We start from the raw sequence: 16474 nt of genomic DNA, 5'->3' as shown, positions 1-16474 counted from the left end.
TTCGAGCGAGAGATTTGCGCTTCTTCGTCGTCACATCGATCGCATCATACTCCGCGTGGGTGCCGATGAGCTTTGACGGCCGATGGGGATGCCCAATAACAAATTGAAGACCATCCTCACAAAGGCATGGCCGGTAGCTGAGAGACTCATCACGGCTGGAGAGAGGATCGTTGAGATCAGTGATATAACGGGCTAGAGAAAAGACGTCCGTCTGAGGCATTTCATTGATAAGAAGCTGGCCTGTAAGGCCCGTGCCAACTTCAAGATCAAGCGCAGTGTGTAGCAAGAAGTCCTGGATGAAATGGACCAGTGACAGCGATCCACATATGAGACGACTGTGTTCGGAAGACACTCATCCGCGCATGCCCTGAGCGATACGATTGAGACTGAGCTAGGGGAACATCCCCCTCATTCGCCTCATGCCATGGCGTTCTAACCGCAACGCGCACATCACACATACGCCGGTCATCGCTACAGAGGCATGTAAGTCTCCTGTACGTACCAGACATGCCGGTCCATGTGAAACCTGCCACGCATGATGTGATGCCTAACCATGCGTGGCAGGCTCCCTACACACAGACTCACTCTCCGGTGCCCACGCACGAGTGATGTGGGATGCTGGAACCATGCACTCCGAGAAGAGTCACTCTCGACAAACCCAACAACGGCTCATCACTTCGACTGTTCGTACGCGGCCCTCAAGTCACTGGCCGGAGGATTCGTATTACTCACCGTCGTGAGCACGGCATAAATCATCACGGCCGTTCCGACAATAATCCCACCGACATACAACCAGAGCTTATCCATGACATCCTCCTTTGGTTAAAGGTAGTCCGGCGCATCGGCCCTATTTGTTTGGTTGTGGAGGCTCGTGCAGACTTCTCGAGCGGGAGGAACCGGCACTCGCAGGTGATGATCTCCGCCAAGCCGGCGCTCACCCGCCGCGCACGTGGCCTGCCTGTTGGGAAAAATTTTAGTGCAGAAGAATTTATGAGAAAATTGGGACAACTCCCGAAGAGATTTTACCAGTGGCAAAAATCCACAGGTGATTCTATTCGATGCGTGAGCACATCGGAACTTTCGGGCAACACGTTAAAGCTGCTGAAAACCCGAACCGGTGCGCCCCTTACATCTTGAGGCGCTCGACATAGCCGGTCAGCTCGACATAGCCCTGGCCTTTCAGCGGTCGGCCTTGTTTGGTGCCGGTCACCGCTACCGCCCCTTCCCAATAGGAGACCTTGGTACTGCGTGAGGTACGCAATTCCTGGTCGGCAAGCAACGGCGTCACATCCAGCGTAAGGTCGAGCGCCGGGAATGTCAGCCGCCATCGGCTGGGATACGCGGCCTTGCTCTCAGGGCTGGTCCAGGTTGCAGTCGATTCGATCTGAAAGTCGGTGACCTCCAGATGCCGAGTGCGTCCATTCGGCGACACGGCGGTCCCGCTGGAAGCCAGATCGGACGAGCCGTCTTTCCGCCGCATCCGATACAGCATCAGTTCAGTGTCGTCCTCCAATTGGATGCTGAACCAGTCCCATCCCACTTGATCCGCCCCGAGTTCGGTGGACCCGAATTCATGGTCCATCCAGGCGAGGCCGGTCACCTCGAACTGTTCGCCGTGGATCGTCAGGCTGCCCGTTGTCGTAAGTCTGGTAAACGAATAGTAGTGCGAGGCTTGCCCTACATCCTTTCCTTTTCGACTGATGCCGGCCGCCCCGTGGGTGACGAGCGGCTTGGCCGGTTGGAGTGTGAGGGCGAGGGCATGGGTTTCATCGTGGGCGACCAATGTATGTGTCGCGGATGGTTCCGTCGATGCCTCCGCGCGCCAGCCGTCGATCCAGACGCGGAGCCTCGACTCGTCGGCCCCGGCCTTCCCCAACCCTTCCCGGCTGAACTTCTCCGAGAAATGAAACCGCTTTCCATCGACGTCGGTCACGGCAAAATGGGCCAGATACAAATCCTTCACGGACCATTTTGACGGCAGGGTTTTGATTTCTTCCGGCGGTACCCCCCGGCGGAAGAAGGTCAACTCAAAGCCGAACGACCGGCCGCTCTTTGAATGCAGATGCCCCGTGTAGTACCACCATTCAGTTCGATAGGTCGGATGCGATCCATGGTCTCTCGGGAACGTGTACCGGTATCCGGCGGTTGCCGGCTGAAAAGGCGTGGATGCGGAACTTGCCCCGAACGCCGTCGACAGCGTCGCGCTCAGCAAGACAGGGACTACCATTAGGATCCATCTCCGGCCTGTCGCGCACCGCCTTGTTTCGTCAGCCGATCGTAAGTGGATCATGAGAACCCAACCCCTCCCGTACATCGTTTATAACACGCGTCCGGCTCATGAACCAATCGACCGTCTCAGAGCGGTGTTTTGCATTTCCTAACAGCTCGTCGTCCGGCAAACGGCGTTGACAATTTTCACACGGCTCAGCTATCGTGAGTCATGCAGACTGATCGTGAGCGAGGGCCGGTTGATCGGAATTCGTCGAAATATGTCGAACCGTTTCCGATTCCCGAGCGCCTTCCGGTGTTTCCATTACCCAACGTCGTCTTTTTCCCTAGGACGTACCTGCCGCTTCACATTTTCGAACCACGCTATCGCCAGATGATCGCCGATGTGACGATGGGCGGTCAATGCATTGCCATGGCCCTCCTGAAAGAAGGGTGGGAACCGGACTACTATGGGAATCCGGCGATCTATCCCGCCCTGTGCATCGGGCGCATCGTGAGTGTGCAACCCTTGCCGGACGGGCGCTCCAATATCTTGCTGCAAGGGCTCGAACGGTGCGAAATTTCCGAAGAACACTTCGACAAACCCTATCGCGAAGCGACGATTCGCATCACGCCCATGTGCTCCAACGAGGGATTGGCGAAAGGCGTCCGGCGAGCGCTGGTCGATGTGCTCGGACGGTACCTCCAAGCGAGAGAAGACAATGCGGCGTGGCAAGGATTCTTTCGCGAAGAAGTCAGTGATGAAGTCTTGGTCAATACCCTTTCAACCTATCTGGACTGTACCCCCTTGGAAAAACAATTCTTGCTGGAAGCTGACGGGCTCCACCAACGGGCCCGTCGATTGAACGATCTGGTTCAATTCATGCTACACGAACCTCACGGCACAAAAGGCTTGTACTAATGGATCGAACCATCGCAATCAACGTCAGTCGTCTCACCAAAACATATGACAGCCATAAGGCTGTCGATGACCTCTCGTTCCAAGTCTACGCAGGAGAGATTTTCGGCCTGCTGGGACCGAATGGCGCGGGCAAGAGCACCACGCTTCGTACGCTCATCACATTGCTGCACCCGACATCGGGCACGGCGACGGTCATGGGGTACGATACGGTGCGCGATGCGGACAAGGTTCGCACCGTCATCGGATACGTGCCTCAAGAACGGGCGATCGACCGGTTCCTCACGGGACGCGAACATTTGCAATTGCTGGGCGCGCTCTATCATCTGACGAAAGAAGAAGCGGCCAAACGCATTGCCGAGCTGCTCAAACTGGTCGACCTGGAGGCCCATGCGGATCGGGCGGCCAAGACCTATTCCGGCGGCATGAAACGCAAGCTCGATATTGCCTGCGGGCTGTTACCCGACCCCAAAATCTTGTTTCTCGACGAGCCCACGCTCGGCCTCGACGTGCAAAGCCGTCTCCGGATTTGGGAATACATTCGGATGCTCAAAGCCCGGGGGATGACGGTCGTGATGACGACCAACTATCTGGATGAGGCCGATCAACTCTGCGATCGACTTGCGATCATCGACGGAGGCAAGATCAAAACGCTGGGCTCGCCGGTCGAGCTCAAAATCGCCCTCGGTGGGGATATCGTGTCGCTCACGCTGAAAGAGACGGATCGGATCCGGTCGTTGGAGTCGGACCTCACCGGCCGTCCGGCGATTAAGACCGTGAGGGCGACCGCCAAGGGCTTGGATATCAGAGTGGAATCTCCGGAAAAAGCCTTGCCCACCATTCTCGAATCGGCCAATCGATTAGGTTGCGGCATCGAGTTTATTCAATATAACCGTCCGCGCTTAGACGATGTGTTTATCGCACATACCGGGCGCCGCATTCAGGACGAAATTCAGAAGGAGGAGTAACCGTCAAGCGTCAAACGTCGTCAAAAGGCTCCAAGAGGCCCTGCCCTCTCCGGGCTTTTCGTTTCGCGTTTCACGTTTCACGTTTCACGTCATGAAAGACTATTGGCAAGAGATCAGCGCGTTGACGATGCGGTGGGTTCGACGGTTGAGCCGGGAAAAATTCAGCATGCTGTTCACCTTGGTGCAGCCGATGCTGTTCTGGCTCATCTTCTTCGGCAACCTGTTTCAGCGAGCCGCGGACACCGAGGTCATGCAGGCTCCCAATTACATCAGTTTCCTCGCGGCCGGCGTCGTCGTGATGACGGTCCTGAACAACGGCTTGGCCGGCGGGGTCGATCTGCTGTTCGACAAGGAAAACGGGTTCCTCGAGCGGTTGATGTCCACGCCGATCCATCGAACTTCCGTCATCCTGAGCCGCTTTATCTTCGTGATGGCGATCACGTCGATGCAGGTCCTCGTGATTCTCGGCGTGGCGTATCTCTTCGGTGTGCAACCGGCGACAGGCCTTCTCGGCGTGGCGACGATCTTGCTGATCGGCATGATGTTCGGTGTCGGCCTGACGGCCATCTCCATGGCAATGGCCTTCTCCGTGAAAAGTCACGGTGATTTCTTTTCCGTATTGGGATTTCTTTCGCTGCCGATGATCTTCCTCAGCTCCGCGTTGGTGCCGTTGACGGCGATGCCGGGCTGGATGAGCTTTCTGGCGCAATTCAACCCGATGACCTGGGCGATCGATGCCGTGCGACCGTTGATTCTGTCCGGCTGGACGGAAGCGTTGCCGCACGTGGGCATGGTGGTTTTGGTCATGCTTGTGTTCGATGCCTTGTGTCTGTACGGCGGGGCCAAGGCATTCCGCCGTGCGATGGGGTAATCTCATGATGAACCACTGGACCGCTTGACTGACGACGGAATCCATCGGATCATTACTCAATACCCCCAGACGTCAGCCTGTGCGCGACGGAGAGTCGTAGGAGATGATGCCGGACAATCAAATTCGTGCCCTGATTCGCCTGCTGTCCGATGAGGACGACCGAATTGTCCGCACCATCAGCGGGAGACTCATCGATATCGGCCCGTCGGCCGTTCCGCTTCTCCAGGAAGCGGAAATCGAGCAACCGGAAATGGCCGACCGGATCGCGTCCGTCCTCGAGGAAATCCGAGGAAGCAAGCTGGCCGATGAACTGACGAGCCTGACGACCCTCGCGGACGACGCCATGCCCCTCGAAGCCGGCGCCTTTCTCATCGCGCGCTATGCCTATCCCGCGCTCGATGTCGGTCGCTATCGTGAACAACTCGATACGATGGCAGACGAAGTTCGAGCACGGATCGGCTATCGAGCGTCCGGTGAAGAAGCCGTCAACGCGCTCAACCGATACCTGTTTACCGAGCAAGGGTTTAAGGGAAATACTAAAAACTATTACGAGGTTGAGAACAGCTACATCAATTGCGTGATGGATCGGCGGGTCGGCATCCCCATCAGTCTATCGGCCATCTATCTCTTGATCGGACAACGTTTGGCGCTCCCCCTGTTCGGCGTCGGCATGCCGGGGCATTTCTTAGTGAAGTACGAGTCCGATCGGTACAAGATTTTCATCGACTGTTTCAACGGTGGGGCCTTGCTGACCGAAAAAAACTGCGCCCGTTTTCTGACCGAGGCCGGCTATGGGTTCGACGATCAGTACCTGCAAAAAAGCCCGGTTCGGGCGATTCTGTCTCGCATGATCAAAAACCTCTTGGCCATCTACTCCAAGTCGGGGGACGGTGGAAAAACCTCCCGCTTGACCAAATTCATCGAGATCCTCGGCGGGGCTCCCCGCGAAGAAGGACTTTAGTATCCTGCATCAACCGAGTTTGCCGCAGTGCGCGAGGCTAGACTCGAAGGGTTAGCAAGTCTTTTCCTTTCCAAATCTTGCCTCCATGCAACTCCGCTGCCTGTGCTTTGACATCGTATCGATCGGCAATGGGATAAAAATGCGAGAGGACGAGTTGGCCCACCCCGGCCTCCTTTGCCACCTGACCGCACTGTCCGGCATGCAGATGGGCTGGCCCTGGACGGTTGGCGGGGAACGAACAATCGAGCACGGCCAGGTCGGCATCCGCGCACAGTCGGACGAGCGCATCACAATATTGCGTATCTCCAGAATACACGATCGCCTTCCCCCGATACTCGATCCGATAGGCGACGGACGAGAGATCTGGCACGTGGACGACCGGCTTGGGAACGATACGGGTCTCTCCGATCATGAAGGGCTTGCCGGATACCTCGCGGAAGGTCACGCGGAACGGCGCCGATGAAAAACTAGGAAAACTCTGCATGATCGACCGGAGGAGGAGGATCGTCCCCTTCGGTCCGATCAGCGTCATCCCTGGGCGATGTCCTCCTCCGTATTTGGCATAAATGACCGCATCGAAAAAGAAGGTGATGAAATCGGAAAAGTGGTCCGCGTGAAAATGGGAAAATAGGATGTGCGTGATCCGATGCCGGTTCACCCCGGTTTTGATCAGGTTCATCAAGGTGCGGGGACCGAAATCCAAGACAAGATGCTGGTCTGTGCGCACAAGATACCCGGCCGCCGCTCGCGTGGGATGCACGTTGGTTCCGGAACCGAGTATGGTCAGACGCATAGTGCGGACATGTCAGCCACGGATTTAAGGAGCTACGCTCAGTTGATCAAGGATTGTTTGGGCTTCCAGCAAGTCAGGGTTGGCACCTTGTGTGCCAACCCTGGAGCGGACAGAACTCAAGAGGCGTTTGGCAATATCCGGCTTGTTCAGTTTTCTCAACAGCCTCGCCATACTCGTTGCGGCTCGGAGTTCTAACATTCTTGCATGCTGGTCCTGAGCGATCGTCAAGGCTTCGGAAAAACACTGCTCTGCCGCAAAGATTGATTGATCGGATTGCGCCAGTAAGAGTTCGCCTTTCAGCCGAAGCAGTTCGGCCTGCCAGCATAGCTCTCCCTGAGTGGCGGCCAGCTCCTGTGCCTGCTGGATGGCGAGTAAACCGTCCGCTATCTGTTGGTTCCGTAAATGGTTCTCGGCAAGGAGCGCCAAGGTATGGGTGTTGTTGAGACTCGCTTTGGCTCTCCGCGCAGCGGAGAGTCCTTCCACTAACCGTTCAATTCCTTTTTCCTTTCCCTGTTCGGCCAGAGCCCAGCCTTGACAAGACATCGCCCATGCCAAAGGCACTTCAAATGAATACTTGGTGGACAGCTCGATTGCTTCTTCGGTCAAGCTGAGCGTTCTATGGGTGTCGTGGAGAGTCGAATAGACCCATGAAGCGGTCGCTAATGTAAAGGCTATGGTGAACGGATGTTCCAACTCCCTTGCCATGGCGATGGCCTCTATCAGCAGCGTTTCGACCTGATCAAGCTCTCCCAAGATCCACAAGATTCTCGCCAACATGATTCGCGCGGTGATACCGGGATCTTGGGTGTAGGGTAGAGGCTGTGAGCGGTGTCTCGCAGGATCATACAGGGATTTTGCGGCAAGCAAATGGGCTTTGGCTTCATCAAAGCGGCCGAGGAAGAGATAGGTCGACCCGACACTCTCATGAGCCCGAATCAGCATATCGGGATTTTGCTCGAGCTTCGCGAGAGATAAGAGATGTTCGGCCAAGTCACAGGCTGTTGCGAGAGGTCCCCTGACCAGATGGAAGACCCACAGCCCCCAAACAGCGAGAAAGCGATGTTCGGAACCGCTACTTTCCTGGGAGAGTTCTCTTGCCCTTAGATAATTACGCTCGATCTCCTGAGAGGCATATCCTTTCACCGTCACCATGGGGGCTCCGCGCGCGATGAGAAGCTCCAATTCCAATGCATCACGCTCCGTACCTTCCGGCAAATCGTTCAGCAACGTCAATGCGCTATTGAAATGGTTCAGCGCTTCGACATTGGCCGACCGATCTGCGTCTCGTTGGGCGGCGAGACGCCAATACGTGACGGCCGGACGGGTCAAGCCTGCCTGCTCAAAATGGTAGGCCAGGAGTTCCGGTTCCAACTGCACGCGCTCGGCGAACTGTTCTTCCAGTGTTTTGGCAATGCGGGCATGGAGGAGTCGGCGAGATTTCTTGGGGAGCGTGTTGTAAGCCGCTTCCTGCACAAGCATATGCTTGAAACGATACCGCGACAGCGATCCCTCACCTTCTTGCCGAATAAGCCCTGAAGAGACAAACAGATCAAGTGCGCTGTTGAGCTGGCTGTCCGTTACGTCGACGGTTCCCCGTAGCAGCTCATAGGTGAATTCGCGTCCGATGGCTGCTCCGATCTGAACAATCTCCTTAACCGGCCCTAATCGATCCACCCGTTCCATAAGCAACGCCTGTAGACTGTCAGGAATGACCATTTCCTTTAACGGCGCCTTCAGGGTAAATGCGTCGGTTCCCTCGGCCAGTAATCCGGTCTCCAGCAGGTTCTCAGTCAACTCTTCGATATACAGCGGTATCCCGTCGGTCTTTGCCAGAATCGCCTGCTGAACCTCCTGCGGCAGCATCTTTCCTCTGGTCATCGCGGCAATCAGCTCAGCGGTCTGTCGGCGCGGAAACCGACTCAACGTCAGAAACGTGACGTGACTGTATTCCGCCCAAACCGGCCTGAAGTCCGGCCGAAAGGTGATCAGCAACAACACGCGCATCTGCCTGATCCGATCGATGACTCTCGTCAAGAGGTCCAGCGTGGTTGGATCAAGCCAATGCGCATCCTCCACGATGAGCAACACAGGGGAGCGATCCGCCAGCCTTTGCAGATACTGCACGAGCGCTTCCAGGGTCATGTCCTTGCGTTTGTCGGACGACACGTTCGACAGCCGGTGCCGTTCGTCTCCTCGGATCGAGAGCAGCTCCGCGAGCAAGGCAACCGTGACGCGGTCGCCGAGCCCTCTGTCGACCACCAGAGTGTCAAGCTTATGCAGTTGCGTGGGGATGCTGTCCTCACTGGCCAGTCCCGCTGCCTGCCGCAGATACGTAATCACGGGATAGAGCGCTGTATTGATATGATGCGGTGAGCACTGAGATTGGATCGCCTCGTAATGGTCCTGGGCAAGTTGATCACGCAGATGTCGAATCAGTCGCGATTTGCCGATGCCTGCCTCACCGCAAAGAAGAACCACTTGCCCTTCACCGCCGACAGTTTCCCGCCAGCGACCCAAAAGAAGTGCCGTTTCCTGCTCTCTGCCGATGAAGTTGGCTAATCGTCCGGATCGATACGACTCGAACCGGCTCGTCGATGGTTTACTCGAGAGCACTCTCCAGACCTGAACGGGTGTGTCGAATCCTTTAAGAGAAAAAGTGCCATGATCCGCGCACTCGAACTCACTCCCGACCAGACGTTTCGTCACGGAATCAATGACTAATTGATTTGGCGCGGCCAGTCCCTGAAGGCGGGCGGCCAGATTCGGAGTTTCGCCGAACACCGACCGTTCTTTGGCAGCCGCTTGTCCGATAATTTCCCCGACGATGACGTGACCTGTCGCAATTCCGACTCGTACCGCAATTTCCGGTTCTTGAGATGACGGATGATCGGGGGGACAGGCTTTGACTAATTCCAGTATGGCTAGTCCGGCATGGACCGCTCGTTCTGTATCGTGTTCATGGGCATGAGGGTACCCAAAATACACCAAGAGTCCGTCACCCATATATTTTGCGATATAGCCGTTGAATCGACCGATGGCTTGACCACAGTCGTCCAAAAATCGCTTGATAATCTCTTGAAGATCTTCAGGATCCAACCGACGAGCCAGCGCTGTCGATCCGACAAGATCACAAAACATCACGGTCAATTGCCGTCGCTCAGCTTGATCCCGATTGGAAGAGGGCGACGCTATCGTATGAGCGGTGGGAATGGCCAGAGCGGCCGCATGATCCCCTTCACCGCTTTGCGACAATTGTGCGATGGCGCGCAAGAGCCTTTTCCTGTGGCCCAATAAAATGCCCAACGAGGTCAAATCATCGTCCTTCAATTCGGACAAAACATCCCACGTAATAGCATTCTGCTGAAACGCTTCTCGGTAGCAATCAAGTCCCAGACTCTCCAGCCATGCGGATACGCGATCATCCATGATCAACACCGGCCGCACGTGCTCGAGCGCGGACCGATGAGGCGCTGGGGCAGGGCTCCGCCTCTCTTGCGGACGGCGGTGCCTTCATTGATAATAACCATATGATCAACGGCTCGACGGAGAATCTTCATCGATCTTTCATGCGGCAAATAGAGTATCGCTTCATCTCCGTAGGAATGACGGTGATCGCGTATCTGCTCGAGAGGGTGATCCTCCGTTCAATCAAGCGCGGCGGAACGAAATTTTGAGACCAACGCATGGTGCGCAGCGCGCTCGTTAGCGTTCCCATATCAAATCGAGGAACAGCCCTACAATCAGCAGCCCGGCGACGACCCCGAACGTCACTGGAATCCACTCAGCAGCTGTTGCCGAGGTAGCAGTAAACCCGCTGGCGAGAATGCTTGCCGCAGCAGTTAGGCCCAAGGTAAGCCGCCGGCCTGTACGGCGGACTATCTCCTCGAGCGAATTAGCCCGAAAATTGACGACAAGCTTTTGACCAGGACGGGCACCGATAAGGTGCTCGATGGCTTCGACCACCCGTTCAGCTCGTACTTTCAACTTCTGCGACTGATACAATAGGGTTTTAGGATCGAGAGCAGCACCCATCCGCTTGACCGTCACGCGCATCAAGAACTTGCCCGCCACCTCATACGGATCGAGTTTTGGATCTAGATTCGCCGTTGCCAACTGTACTTGGGCGAGGGCCTTGGCGGCAAGCGTGAGCGAGGCCGGCAGCGGCACTCCATGGCGAAAGCCGATCGCGCTCATTTCTTGAAGCAGCGGCCCGATCTGCATCTCAACCAGAGCCGCCTTGCGGTATTTTGCCATGATTTCACCGATTTCACGTTTGAACAGGGGGATGTCCAGATCGCTGCGATCGAGAGAACCTGTCATCATCAGGGTGACATCACTGAGGAAATCAACGTCCTCCTTCCACAGCGCCATCAACAATAACAAGAGATGCTCCCGTACATTGGCATCTACGGCGCCTACCATCCCGAAATCGAGAATGTAGATGCGATCGTTCCACCACATGAGGTTACCTGGGTGGGGATCGGCATGGAAGAAACCGTCGACCATGATTTGTTTGTAGTAACTTTCCAAGAGCTGGCGGGCGGCTTCGATACGCTCCGGACTTTCGGGAGCCTGTGCAATCGGAACACCTTGAATCTCTTCCATCACCAACAGGCGAGATGTCGACAGCTTGTGGTGCACGGAGGGTACAGCGAGATGATCATAGTCCGCGAGAACCGTCCGCATCCGATCGATGTTGCCGATTTCTTGATGAAAGTCCAGTTCCCGGTGAAGCGACGTGGAAAGGTGCTGAAACACGGCCTCCATATTTATCACTTGATTGAGAGCAGGTCGTTGCCCGACCTTCTGCGCGAATATTTCGAGCAGGCCAAGATCCTGTTCAATTTCGGCTCTGGCAGTGGGTCGTTGAACTTTGATGACCACCCGATCACCGGTCTCGAGTGTGGCGCGGTGGACTTGGGCGATGGTCCCAGCCGCGAGCGGTTTGGAGTCGATGGATTCGAACACGTCTTCCCACGGCACCCGTAATTCTTGTTCGGCGACTTGAACAACCTCGCTCTCGGGCATAGGAGGGACATGATTTTGCAACATGGCCAGTTCTTCGATGTATTCCGGGGGGAGCAGGTCCGGCCGCGTCGACAATACTTGTCCAAGCTTCGAGAAAGTCGGCCCGAGTTCCTCCAGCGCGGCCCGTAGGCGCTGAGCTTGCTGGCGGCGAATGGAAGCATTCGATATCTCCGGTCGGCCAAACAGTTCTTTCAGGCCATGTTTCGCCATCACGGTGGCGATGTGCGCGGCTCGGGCTCCCAAATGTGGGGGAGAGACTGAGGATTCAACCGATGGTTTGGAAGCATGTAGAAATTCCGCGCCGGGTCCCGCTGCTGCTGACCGGGTATTCACGATGATGACCGTGCACCGCGAATTATGACTGATACGATTCGGCACATTGCCGAGCAGAAATTCCTTTCGTCCGGCCATTCCGGAATTACCCACGACTAAGACATCGATTGCTTCCTGCTCAGCGGCGTGGAGGATGGCCGAGGCCGGATCACGATCGATGACGGCGACGGAATGTCCGCGCTCTCCGGCGATCTGTCTCACGAAATTTCCCAGTTCGTCGTTGGCAACGGCAGCTCTGGTGTGTTCTGCTGCGCCGAATTCGGTGGTGGAAGGATGCTGGGGCAGGATGACCTGCACGACGAACAGTTCTGCACCGTAGCGTTCAGCGAACTGAGCGGCCCATAAGACGGCCTGATCAGCCGTTTTCGAACGATCAGTGCCCACCATAACACGTCGTATGGCGCTGTTCTGAGGTTGATTCTCCATAGTCTTCTGAGCCTAACTAGGAGGATTGCAGGGTGAGTATGACTACCACAATAATCGCAAGTCAATTATGGCCGCTGCGGCGAACATTACCTGAGCATTATTCCCATAACTGAAGCTGTCTCAAAGGCGATTCATTGACGGCCCCTCCTTCACGTTCGTATGATCTCCACCGTATGGGGGACCATCGCGACCAAGGGCAAGCAAATCTGACGGTGCTTGCCGTGCTGCTCGGCCTGATTGTGACCGGCGTGTGGATCTGGAAACGGCTATCGCCTGACACGCAAGACTATATCATCGATGAAGCGATCCCAATGGCTGCGATCGGTCTGGTGCTTGCCATCTTGCTATTCATCCCGATTCGAGCTGGATTTCGCCGCCATGCAAAGTCCCAAGCGCGAGCCAAGCTTCTGTCATTGTTCGAGCGAGAAACCGTTCACGACAAGAAGCTGGAAATGGCGTTCGCGTTGCTTGAGATGAACGGGTATCACGTGAAAGGCTTGGAGTCCGCGGTGCCGGCCTTAAAAGAGCTGTTTGTCACAGCCATCCAGCGAGCGTTGGGTGATAAACAGCATCGCATCAGAGGAATGGCCGCCAGTCACTTGGGGGCGTTGCAAGACATGTCGGTGGTGCCGCTGCTCATGAAGGCCCTGGAGGATGACCATGCCTACGTGCGTTCTTGCGCCGCCTTGGGGCTCGGACGACTGCGAGCTACGGAAGCGCGCGAACGACTGAAGACCGTCATGGAACAAGATTGGGATCAAACCGCCAGGAGTCGAGCGAGGGAAGCGCTGGAACGGATGCGCAACTAAGGACCACGGCGCGCTAAATAAACGAACCTGGCAAGGGACTAGTAGACCGCAATCATCCCGGCTAGTCCATCCACGGACCTGACACTGAGTGAGTGTTGGGTCATCAGAATTTAAACCAGCCGAGGAAGTTCTCCTTCCGATTTTTATATGATTCACTCTGATTTGGCATCTTTGGAGATCAAGGCCGGTCTTTACTAGGCCGCTGGTGTGGCTTCATCCACTTCGAGACGACTGATCTTAAGTCTTCCTGCGATCCTGGCGGCGTGCGCAAGGTCGTAGTCAAGCTGGAGACCAAGCCAGACTTCCGGTGTGCTGCCGAACGCCTTGGAGAGACGGATAGCCATTTGCGGAGAGATCCCTGCGCGCTCGTTGAGAAGATTGTTAAGCGCCTGCCGCGTAATACGCAAGTGCTTCGCGGCGGCTGTCACCGTGAGATTCAGCGGTTCAAGGCACTCCTGTCGAACGATGCGGCCGGGATGCGGCGGGGTTTTCATACGCATGATTTCTTGCTCCTTAATGATAGTCCACAAGATCAACGTCAAAGGCGTGGCCATTTACAAACCGGAAGATCATGCGGTAGTTCGCCCGGACAGTCACGGCATAGAACCCTTTTAGGTCGCCCTTGAGGGCGTGCAGGCGAAAGCCCGGCAGATTCATGTCTTCGACGGCACGAGCTCGGTTCAGTACAGCGAGAATGTTTTCGATCTTCTCAACATAATCAGCGCGAAGTCCCTTCCGATCACCTTCCTCGAAAAGCCGCTTCAATTTCTTGTGCTTGAATCCCTGGATCACAAACTATGATACGTATGACAAGTGACACTGGTCAACTGTCATGCGTTCACTGCGCGCCGGAGTATTACCCAAGTGGTCCTGACACTTATTTCTCAGCACAAAGGGATGAGAGATAGCTATGTGGGGGCGTTGCAAGATCAGTCGGTGGTGCCGCTGCTGGTCAAGGCTCTGGAAGATGACCATGCCTACGTGCGTTCTTGCGCAGCCTTGGGCGACTCCGGCGACTCAAGCGCGCGAACGACTGAAGACCGTCATGGAACAGGATTGGGATCAAACCGTGAGAAGCCGGGCCAGGGAAGCGCTGGAACGGATGCGGGAATGACGATCTTACGGCTTGCGGCTCGACCTATTCCTGCACCCACTCAATCACGGCAATTTCAGGCCGGCAGTTGAAACGAAACGGCAGGAAAGACCAACCTATCCCTCGGTTGACGTACAGCCGGTGCCGGCCGGATTCGTGCCAGCCCGCCACGCGCCCATTACATCCAGGGGGCAGCCAGAAGGTGGGAATCCCCGGCACTCGCCATTGCCCCCCGTGGCTATGGCCACAGAGAATCAAGTCAATGGCATGATGCTCTTCGACATAATCTAGGATGTTCGGCGCGTGAGCCAGCAGCAACGTAAAACGGCCATCGGTGCGGGGCGGGACGCATCGAAGATCCGCACGATGGAGAGAAGGGTCGTCGACGCCGACAATCGCCAGCTCTCCCCTTTCCGTTGACACGATGGCACGTTGATTCACCAGGAGCGTGATCTTGTGTCGATCGGCCAGTTCGGCATATTGTGCCACCGGTACACCGCTGTAGTGGTCGTGATTGCCCAATGTCATGTAGACGGGGGCGATGGCGCGTAGCTGTTCGAGGAATCGAAAAAGATGGGGCAGACCTTCCGGGACGTTGAGCAAGTCCCCGGTGATGAAAATCCAATCAGGGCGAAGCTCCCTCACGGTGTCGAGGATGCCATCATGCCGTGGGTGATAGCGGTCCAAATGCAGATCTGTAAGATGGACGGCGCGGCGACCGGCAAGGGACGAATGCGGGTGGGTAAGGAGGGACACGTCATGATCGGACAAACCCCATTCCCAATGAGGAGCAAGGCTGAACGCCCGATAGAGTGGTTCGCTTACGCAATATCCAATGAACGATCGCGCGCGATCAGGCCATGACACCGTCCGTCGCCGGCTCATTCCACAACCTGTCTCTTGCCTGATCGTTTCAACATGGACGGGAAAAGTATACCATGGGCGTGTTTCCCACCAGATTTTGACAACACATTTCCGCGGATTGCCGTCAGCCCGACGAAGGAACACCTGTGAGACAACCAATCGATCCCTTCCTCACCGGCGACTTGCCTGGAATCGCCGGAGACATTCGCACCATACCCGAAGACTTTCACGTTGAAGAACGGCCGCTCTATCTTCCTTGCGGGGAAGGAGAGCATCTCTATGTCACCATCACCAAACGTGGTCTTTCCACGCCGGATCTCGTCCGACGGCTCTCATCGTCATTGGGGATCAAGGCGCAGGCCATCGGGATCGCGGGCTTGAAGGATGCTCGAGCAGTCACCACCCAGATGGTGTCTTTGCAAGGAGTCACGCCAGAACAGGTCGCCGGCCTCACGATCGATGACATGGTTTTGAGCCTTCAGGTCCTCGGCCGCCATCGTAATCGGCTACGAACCGGCCATCACTCCGGCAATCACTTCCGTCTCGTCATCCGCAATGTTGCCGCCCACGCGGCGGACACCGTGCCCGCCGTCCTTGAACGCCTGAGCAGGCGCGGCGTGCCCAACTATTTCGGTCCTCAACGGCAAGGGAAAGCCGGAGACAACTACCAAGTCGGCGCCGCGCTCCTCCAAGATGCGCGTCGGCGTGAAAAGATGAATCGCGCCACACGCATCTGGTATCTCAACTCCTACCAATCATTCTTGTTCAATCGGATGCTGGCACGACGTATCGATCATCTCGATCGGATTTTTATCGGGGATTGGGCCATGAAATTGGACAATGGCGCCTGCTTTCAAGTCGAAAATGCCGAGAAGGAACAATCGCGAGCGGATCGCTTCGAAATCAGCCCAACAGGCATCCTCTTTGGTTCGCGGGTATCGTGGGCAAGCGGCGAACCTGGTCAAATCGAGGAAACCGTCATTGCCGAAGCAGGCGCAAGCAAAGAGAGTCTCGTCGCCGCTGCGAAGGCCTGCGGGTTCCGAGGCGAGCGCAGAGCGTTCCGCATCCCTCTTACTGAACTGGAATGGTCTCTTGCCGGCGACATCCTCACCCTTTCCTTTGCCCTCCCGCCCGGCGCTTATGCCACGAGCGTGCTCCGCGAGCTGATGAAAGTTTCTCCCGCGACTTCCTAGCGTTTAAT

The 16474-nt window shown here is 56.2% G+C and carries 15 protein-coding genes; 7 read left to right on the top strand and 8 right to left on the bottom strand.

Translation table 11 applies throughout. The features are described 5' to 3' along the window. Positions 1-672 precede the first annotated feature (672 nt). On the bottom strand, positions 673-807 hold the full coding sequence (locus tag COMA2_RS20905) for a hypothetical protein (protein ID WP_281176439.1): 135 nt from the start codon (positions 805-807) through the stop codon (positions 673-675). A gap of 319 nt (positions 808-1126) precedes the next feature. After that, on the bottom strand, positions 1127-2227 hold the full coding sequence (locus tag COMA2_RS09190) for a lipocalin-like domain-containing protein (RefSeq protein ID WP_245630947.1): 1101 nt from the start codon (positions 2225-2227) through the stop codon (positions 1127-1129). 213 nt (positions 2228-2440) lie between these two features. Between COMA2_RS09190 and COMA2_RS09185 the strand changes: the two genes are divergently transcribed. The 4 genes from COMA2_RS09185 to COMA2_RS09170 all read left to right on the top strand — a co-directional run bounded on the left by COMA2_RS09185 (position 2441) and on the right by COMA2_RS09170 (position 5927). Beyond that, entirely contained in the window at positions 2441-3130 is a 690-nt protein-coding gene (locus COMA2_RS09185) for an LON peptidase substrate-binding domain-containing protein (RefSeq protein WP_090896866.1), read from the top strand. Further along, on the top strand, positions 3130-4095 hold the full coding sequence (locus COMA2_RS09180; protein WP_090896863.1) for an ATP-binding cassette domain-containing protein: 966 nt from the start codon (positions 3130-3132) through the stop codon (positions 4093-4095). Before COMA2_RS09185 ends, COMA2_RS09180 begins: the two co-directional genes overlap by 1 nt. Before the next feature lie 91 nt (positions 4096-4186). Further along, positions 4187-4966 carry an ABC transporter permease gene (locus COMA2_RS09175; protein WP_175304491.1) on the top strand — a complete coding sequence of 260 codons (780 nt, stop codon included), beginning with the start codon at positions 4187-4189 and terminating at the stop codon, positions 4964-4966. A gap of 103 nt (positions 4967-5069) precedes the next feature. Further along, complete coding sequence (locus COMA2_RS09170) at positions 5070-5927, top strand: SirB1 family protein (RefSeq protein ID WP_090896859.1); 858 nt, start codon at positions 5070-5072, stop codon at positions 5925-5927. A gap of 37 nt (positions 5928-5964) precedes the next feature. Here COMA2_RS09170 and COMA2_RS09165 read toward each other — a convergent pair whose 3' ends face one another. The 3 genes from COMA2_RS09165 to COMA2_RS09155 all read right to left on the bottom strand — a co-directional run bounded on the left by COMA2_RS09165 (position 5965) and on the right by COMA2_RS09155 (position 12468). Then, on the bottom strand, positions 5965-6720 hold the full coding sequence (locus COMA2_RS09165) for an MBL fold metallo-hydrolase (protein WP_090896857.1): 756 nt from the start codon (positions 6718-6720) through the stop codon (positions 5965-5967). 24 nt (positions 6721-6744) lie between these two features. Further along, positions 6745-10146 (bottom strand): AAA family ATPase, encoded by a 3402-nt coding sequence (locus COMA2_RS09160; RefSeq protein ID WP_217490686.1) that lies wholly within the window; start codon positions 10144-10146, stop codon positions 6745-6747. Between the two features lie 276 nt (positions 10147-10422). Then, a complete protein-coding gene (locus COMA2_RS09155) occupies positions 10423-12468 on the bottom strand; it encodes an AarF/UbiB family protein (protein ID WP_217490685.1) in 2046 nt (681 codons plus the stop codon). Positions 12469-12680: 212 nt separating this feature from the next. On the opposite strand from COMA2_RS09155, the gene COMA2_RS09150 reads away from it, so the two are divergent. Beyond that, entirely contained in the window at positions 12681-13316 is a 636-nt protein-coding gene (locus COMA2_RS09150) for a HEAT repeat domain-containing protein (RefSeq protein WP_090896851.1), read from the top strand. Positions 13317-13510: 194 nt separating this feature from the next. On the opposite strand, the gene COMA2_RS09145 is transcribed toward COMA2_RS09150, so the two are convergent. Together COMA2_RS09145 and COMA2_RS09140 are read right to left on the bottom strand one after the other, a co-directional pair. Further along, a complete protein-coding gene (locus COMA2_RS09145) occupies positions 13511-13816 on the bottom strand; it encodes a HigA family addiction module antitoxin (protein WP_090896848.1) in 306 nt (101 codons plus the stop codon). Positions 13817-13829: 13 nt separating this feature from the next. Then, on the bottom strand, positions 13830-14108 hold the full coding sequence (locus tag COMA2_RS09140) for a type II toxin-antitoxin system RelE/ParE family toxin (RefSeq protein ID WP_090896845.1): 279 nt from the start codon (positions 14106-14108) through the stop codon (positions 13830-13832). Between the two features lie 181 nt (positions 14109-14289). Here COMA2_RS09140 and COMA2_RS20150 point away from each other — a divergent pair, with 181 nt between their 5' ends. Further along, positions 14290-14430: a hypothetical protein gene (locus COMA2_RS20150; protein WP_175304490.1), complete on the top strand. Its 141-nt coding sequence runs from the start codon at positions 14290-14292 to the stop codon at positions 14428-14430. Between the two features lie 24 nt (positions 14431-14454). On the opposite strand, the gene COMA2_RS09135 is transcribed toward COMA2_RS20150, so the two are convergent. Beyond that, the gene (locus COMA2_RS09135) at positions 14455-15294 is read right to left on the bottom strand and encodes a metallophosphoesterase (RefSeq protein ID WP_139077220.1); all 840 of its coding nucleotides are present in this window, start codon (positions 15292-15294) and stop codon (positions 14455-14457) included. A gap of 125 nt (positions 15295-15419) precedes the next feature. Here COMA2_RS09135 and truD point away from each other — a divergent pair, with 125 nt between their 5' ends. Continuing rightward, entirely contained in the window at positions 15420-16466 is a 1047-nt protein-coding gene (gene truD, locus COMA2_RS09130; RefSeq protein ID WP_217490684.1) for a tRNA pseudouridine(13) synthase TruD, read from the top strand. Positions 16467-16474 lie beyond the last annotated feature (8 nt).

This window comes from Candidatus Nitrospira nitrificans (genome assembly GCF_001458775.1).
GTDB classification, from domain to species: domain Bacteria; phylum Nitrospirota; class Nitrospiria; order Nitrospirales; family Nitrospiraceae; genus Nitrospira_D; species Nitrospira_D nitrificans.
Note: the sequence above shows the minus strand (reverse complement) of the source record. Positions and strands in the feature narration are given on the sequence as shown.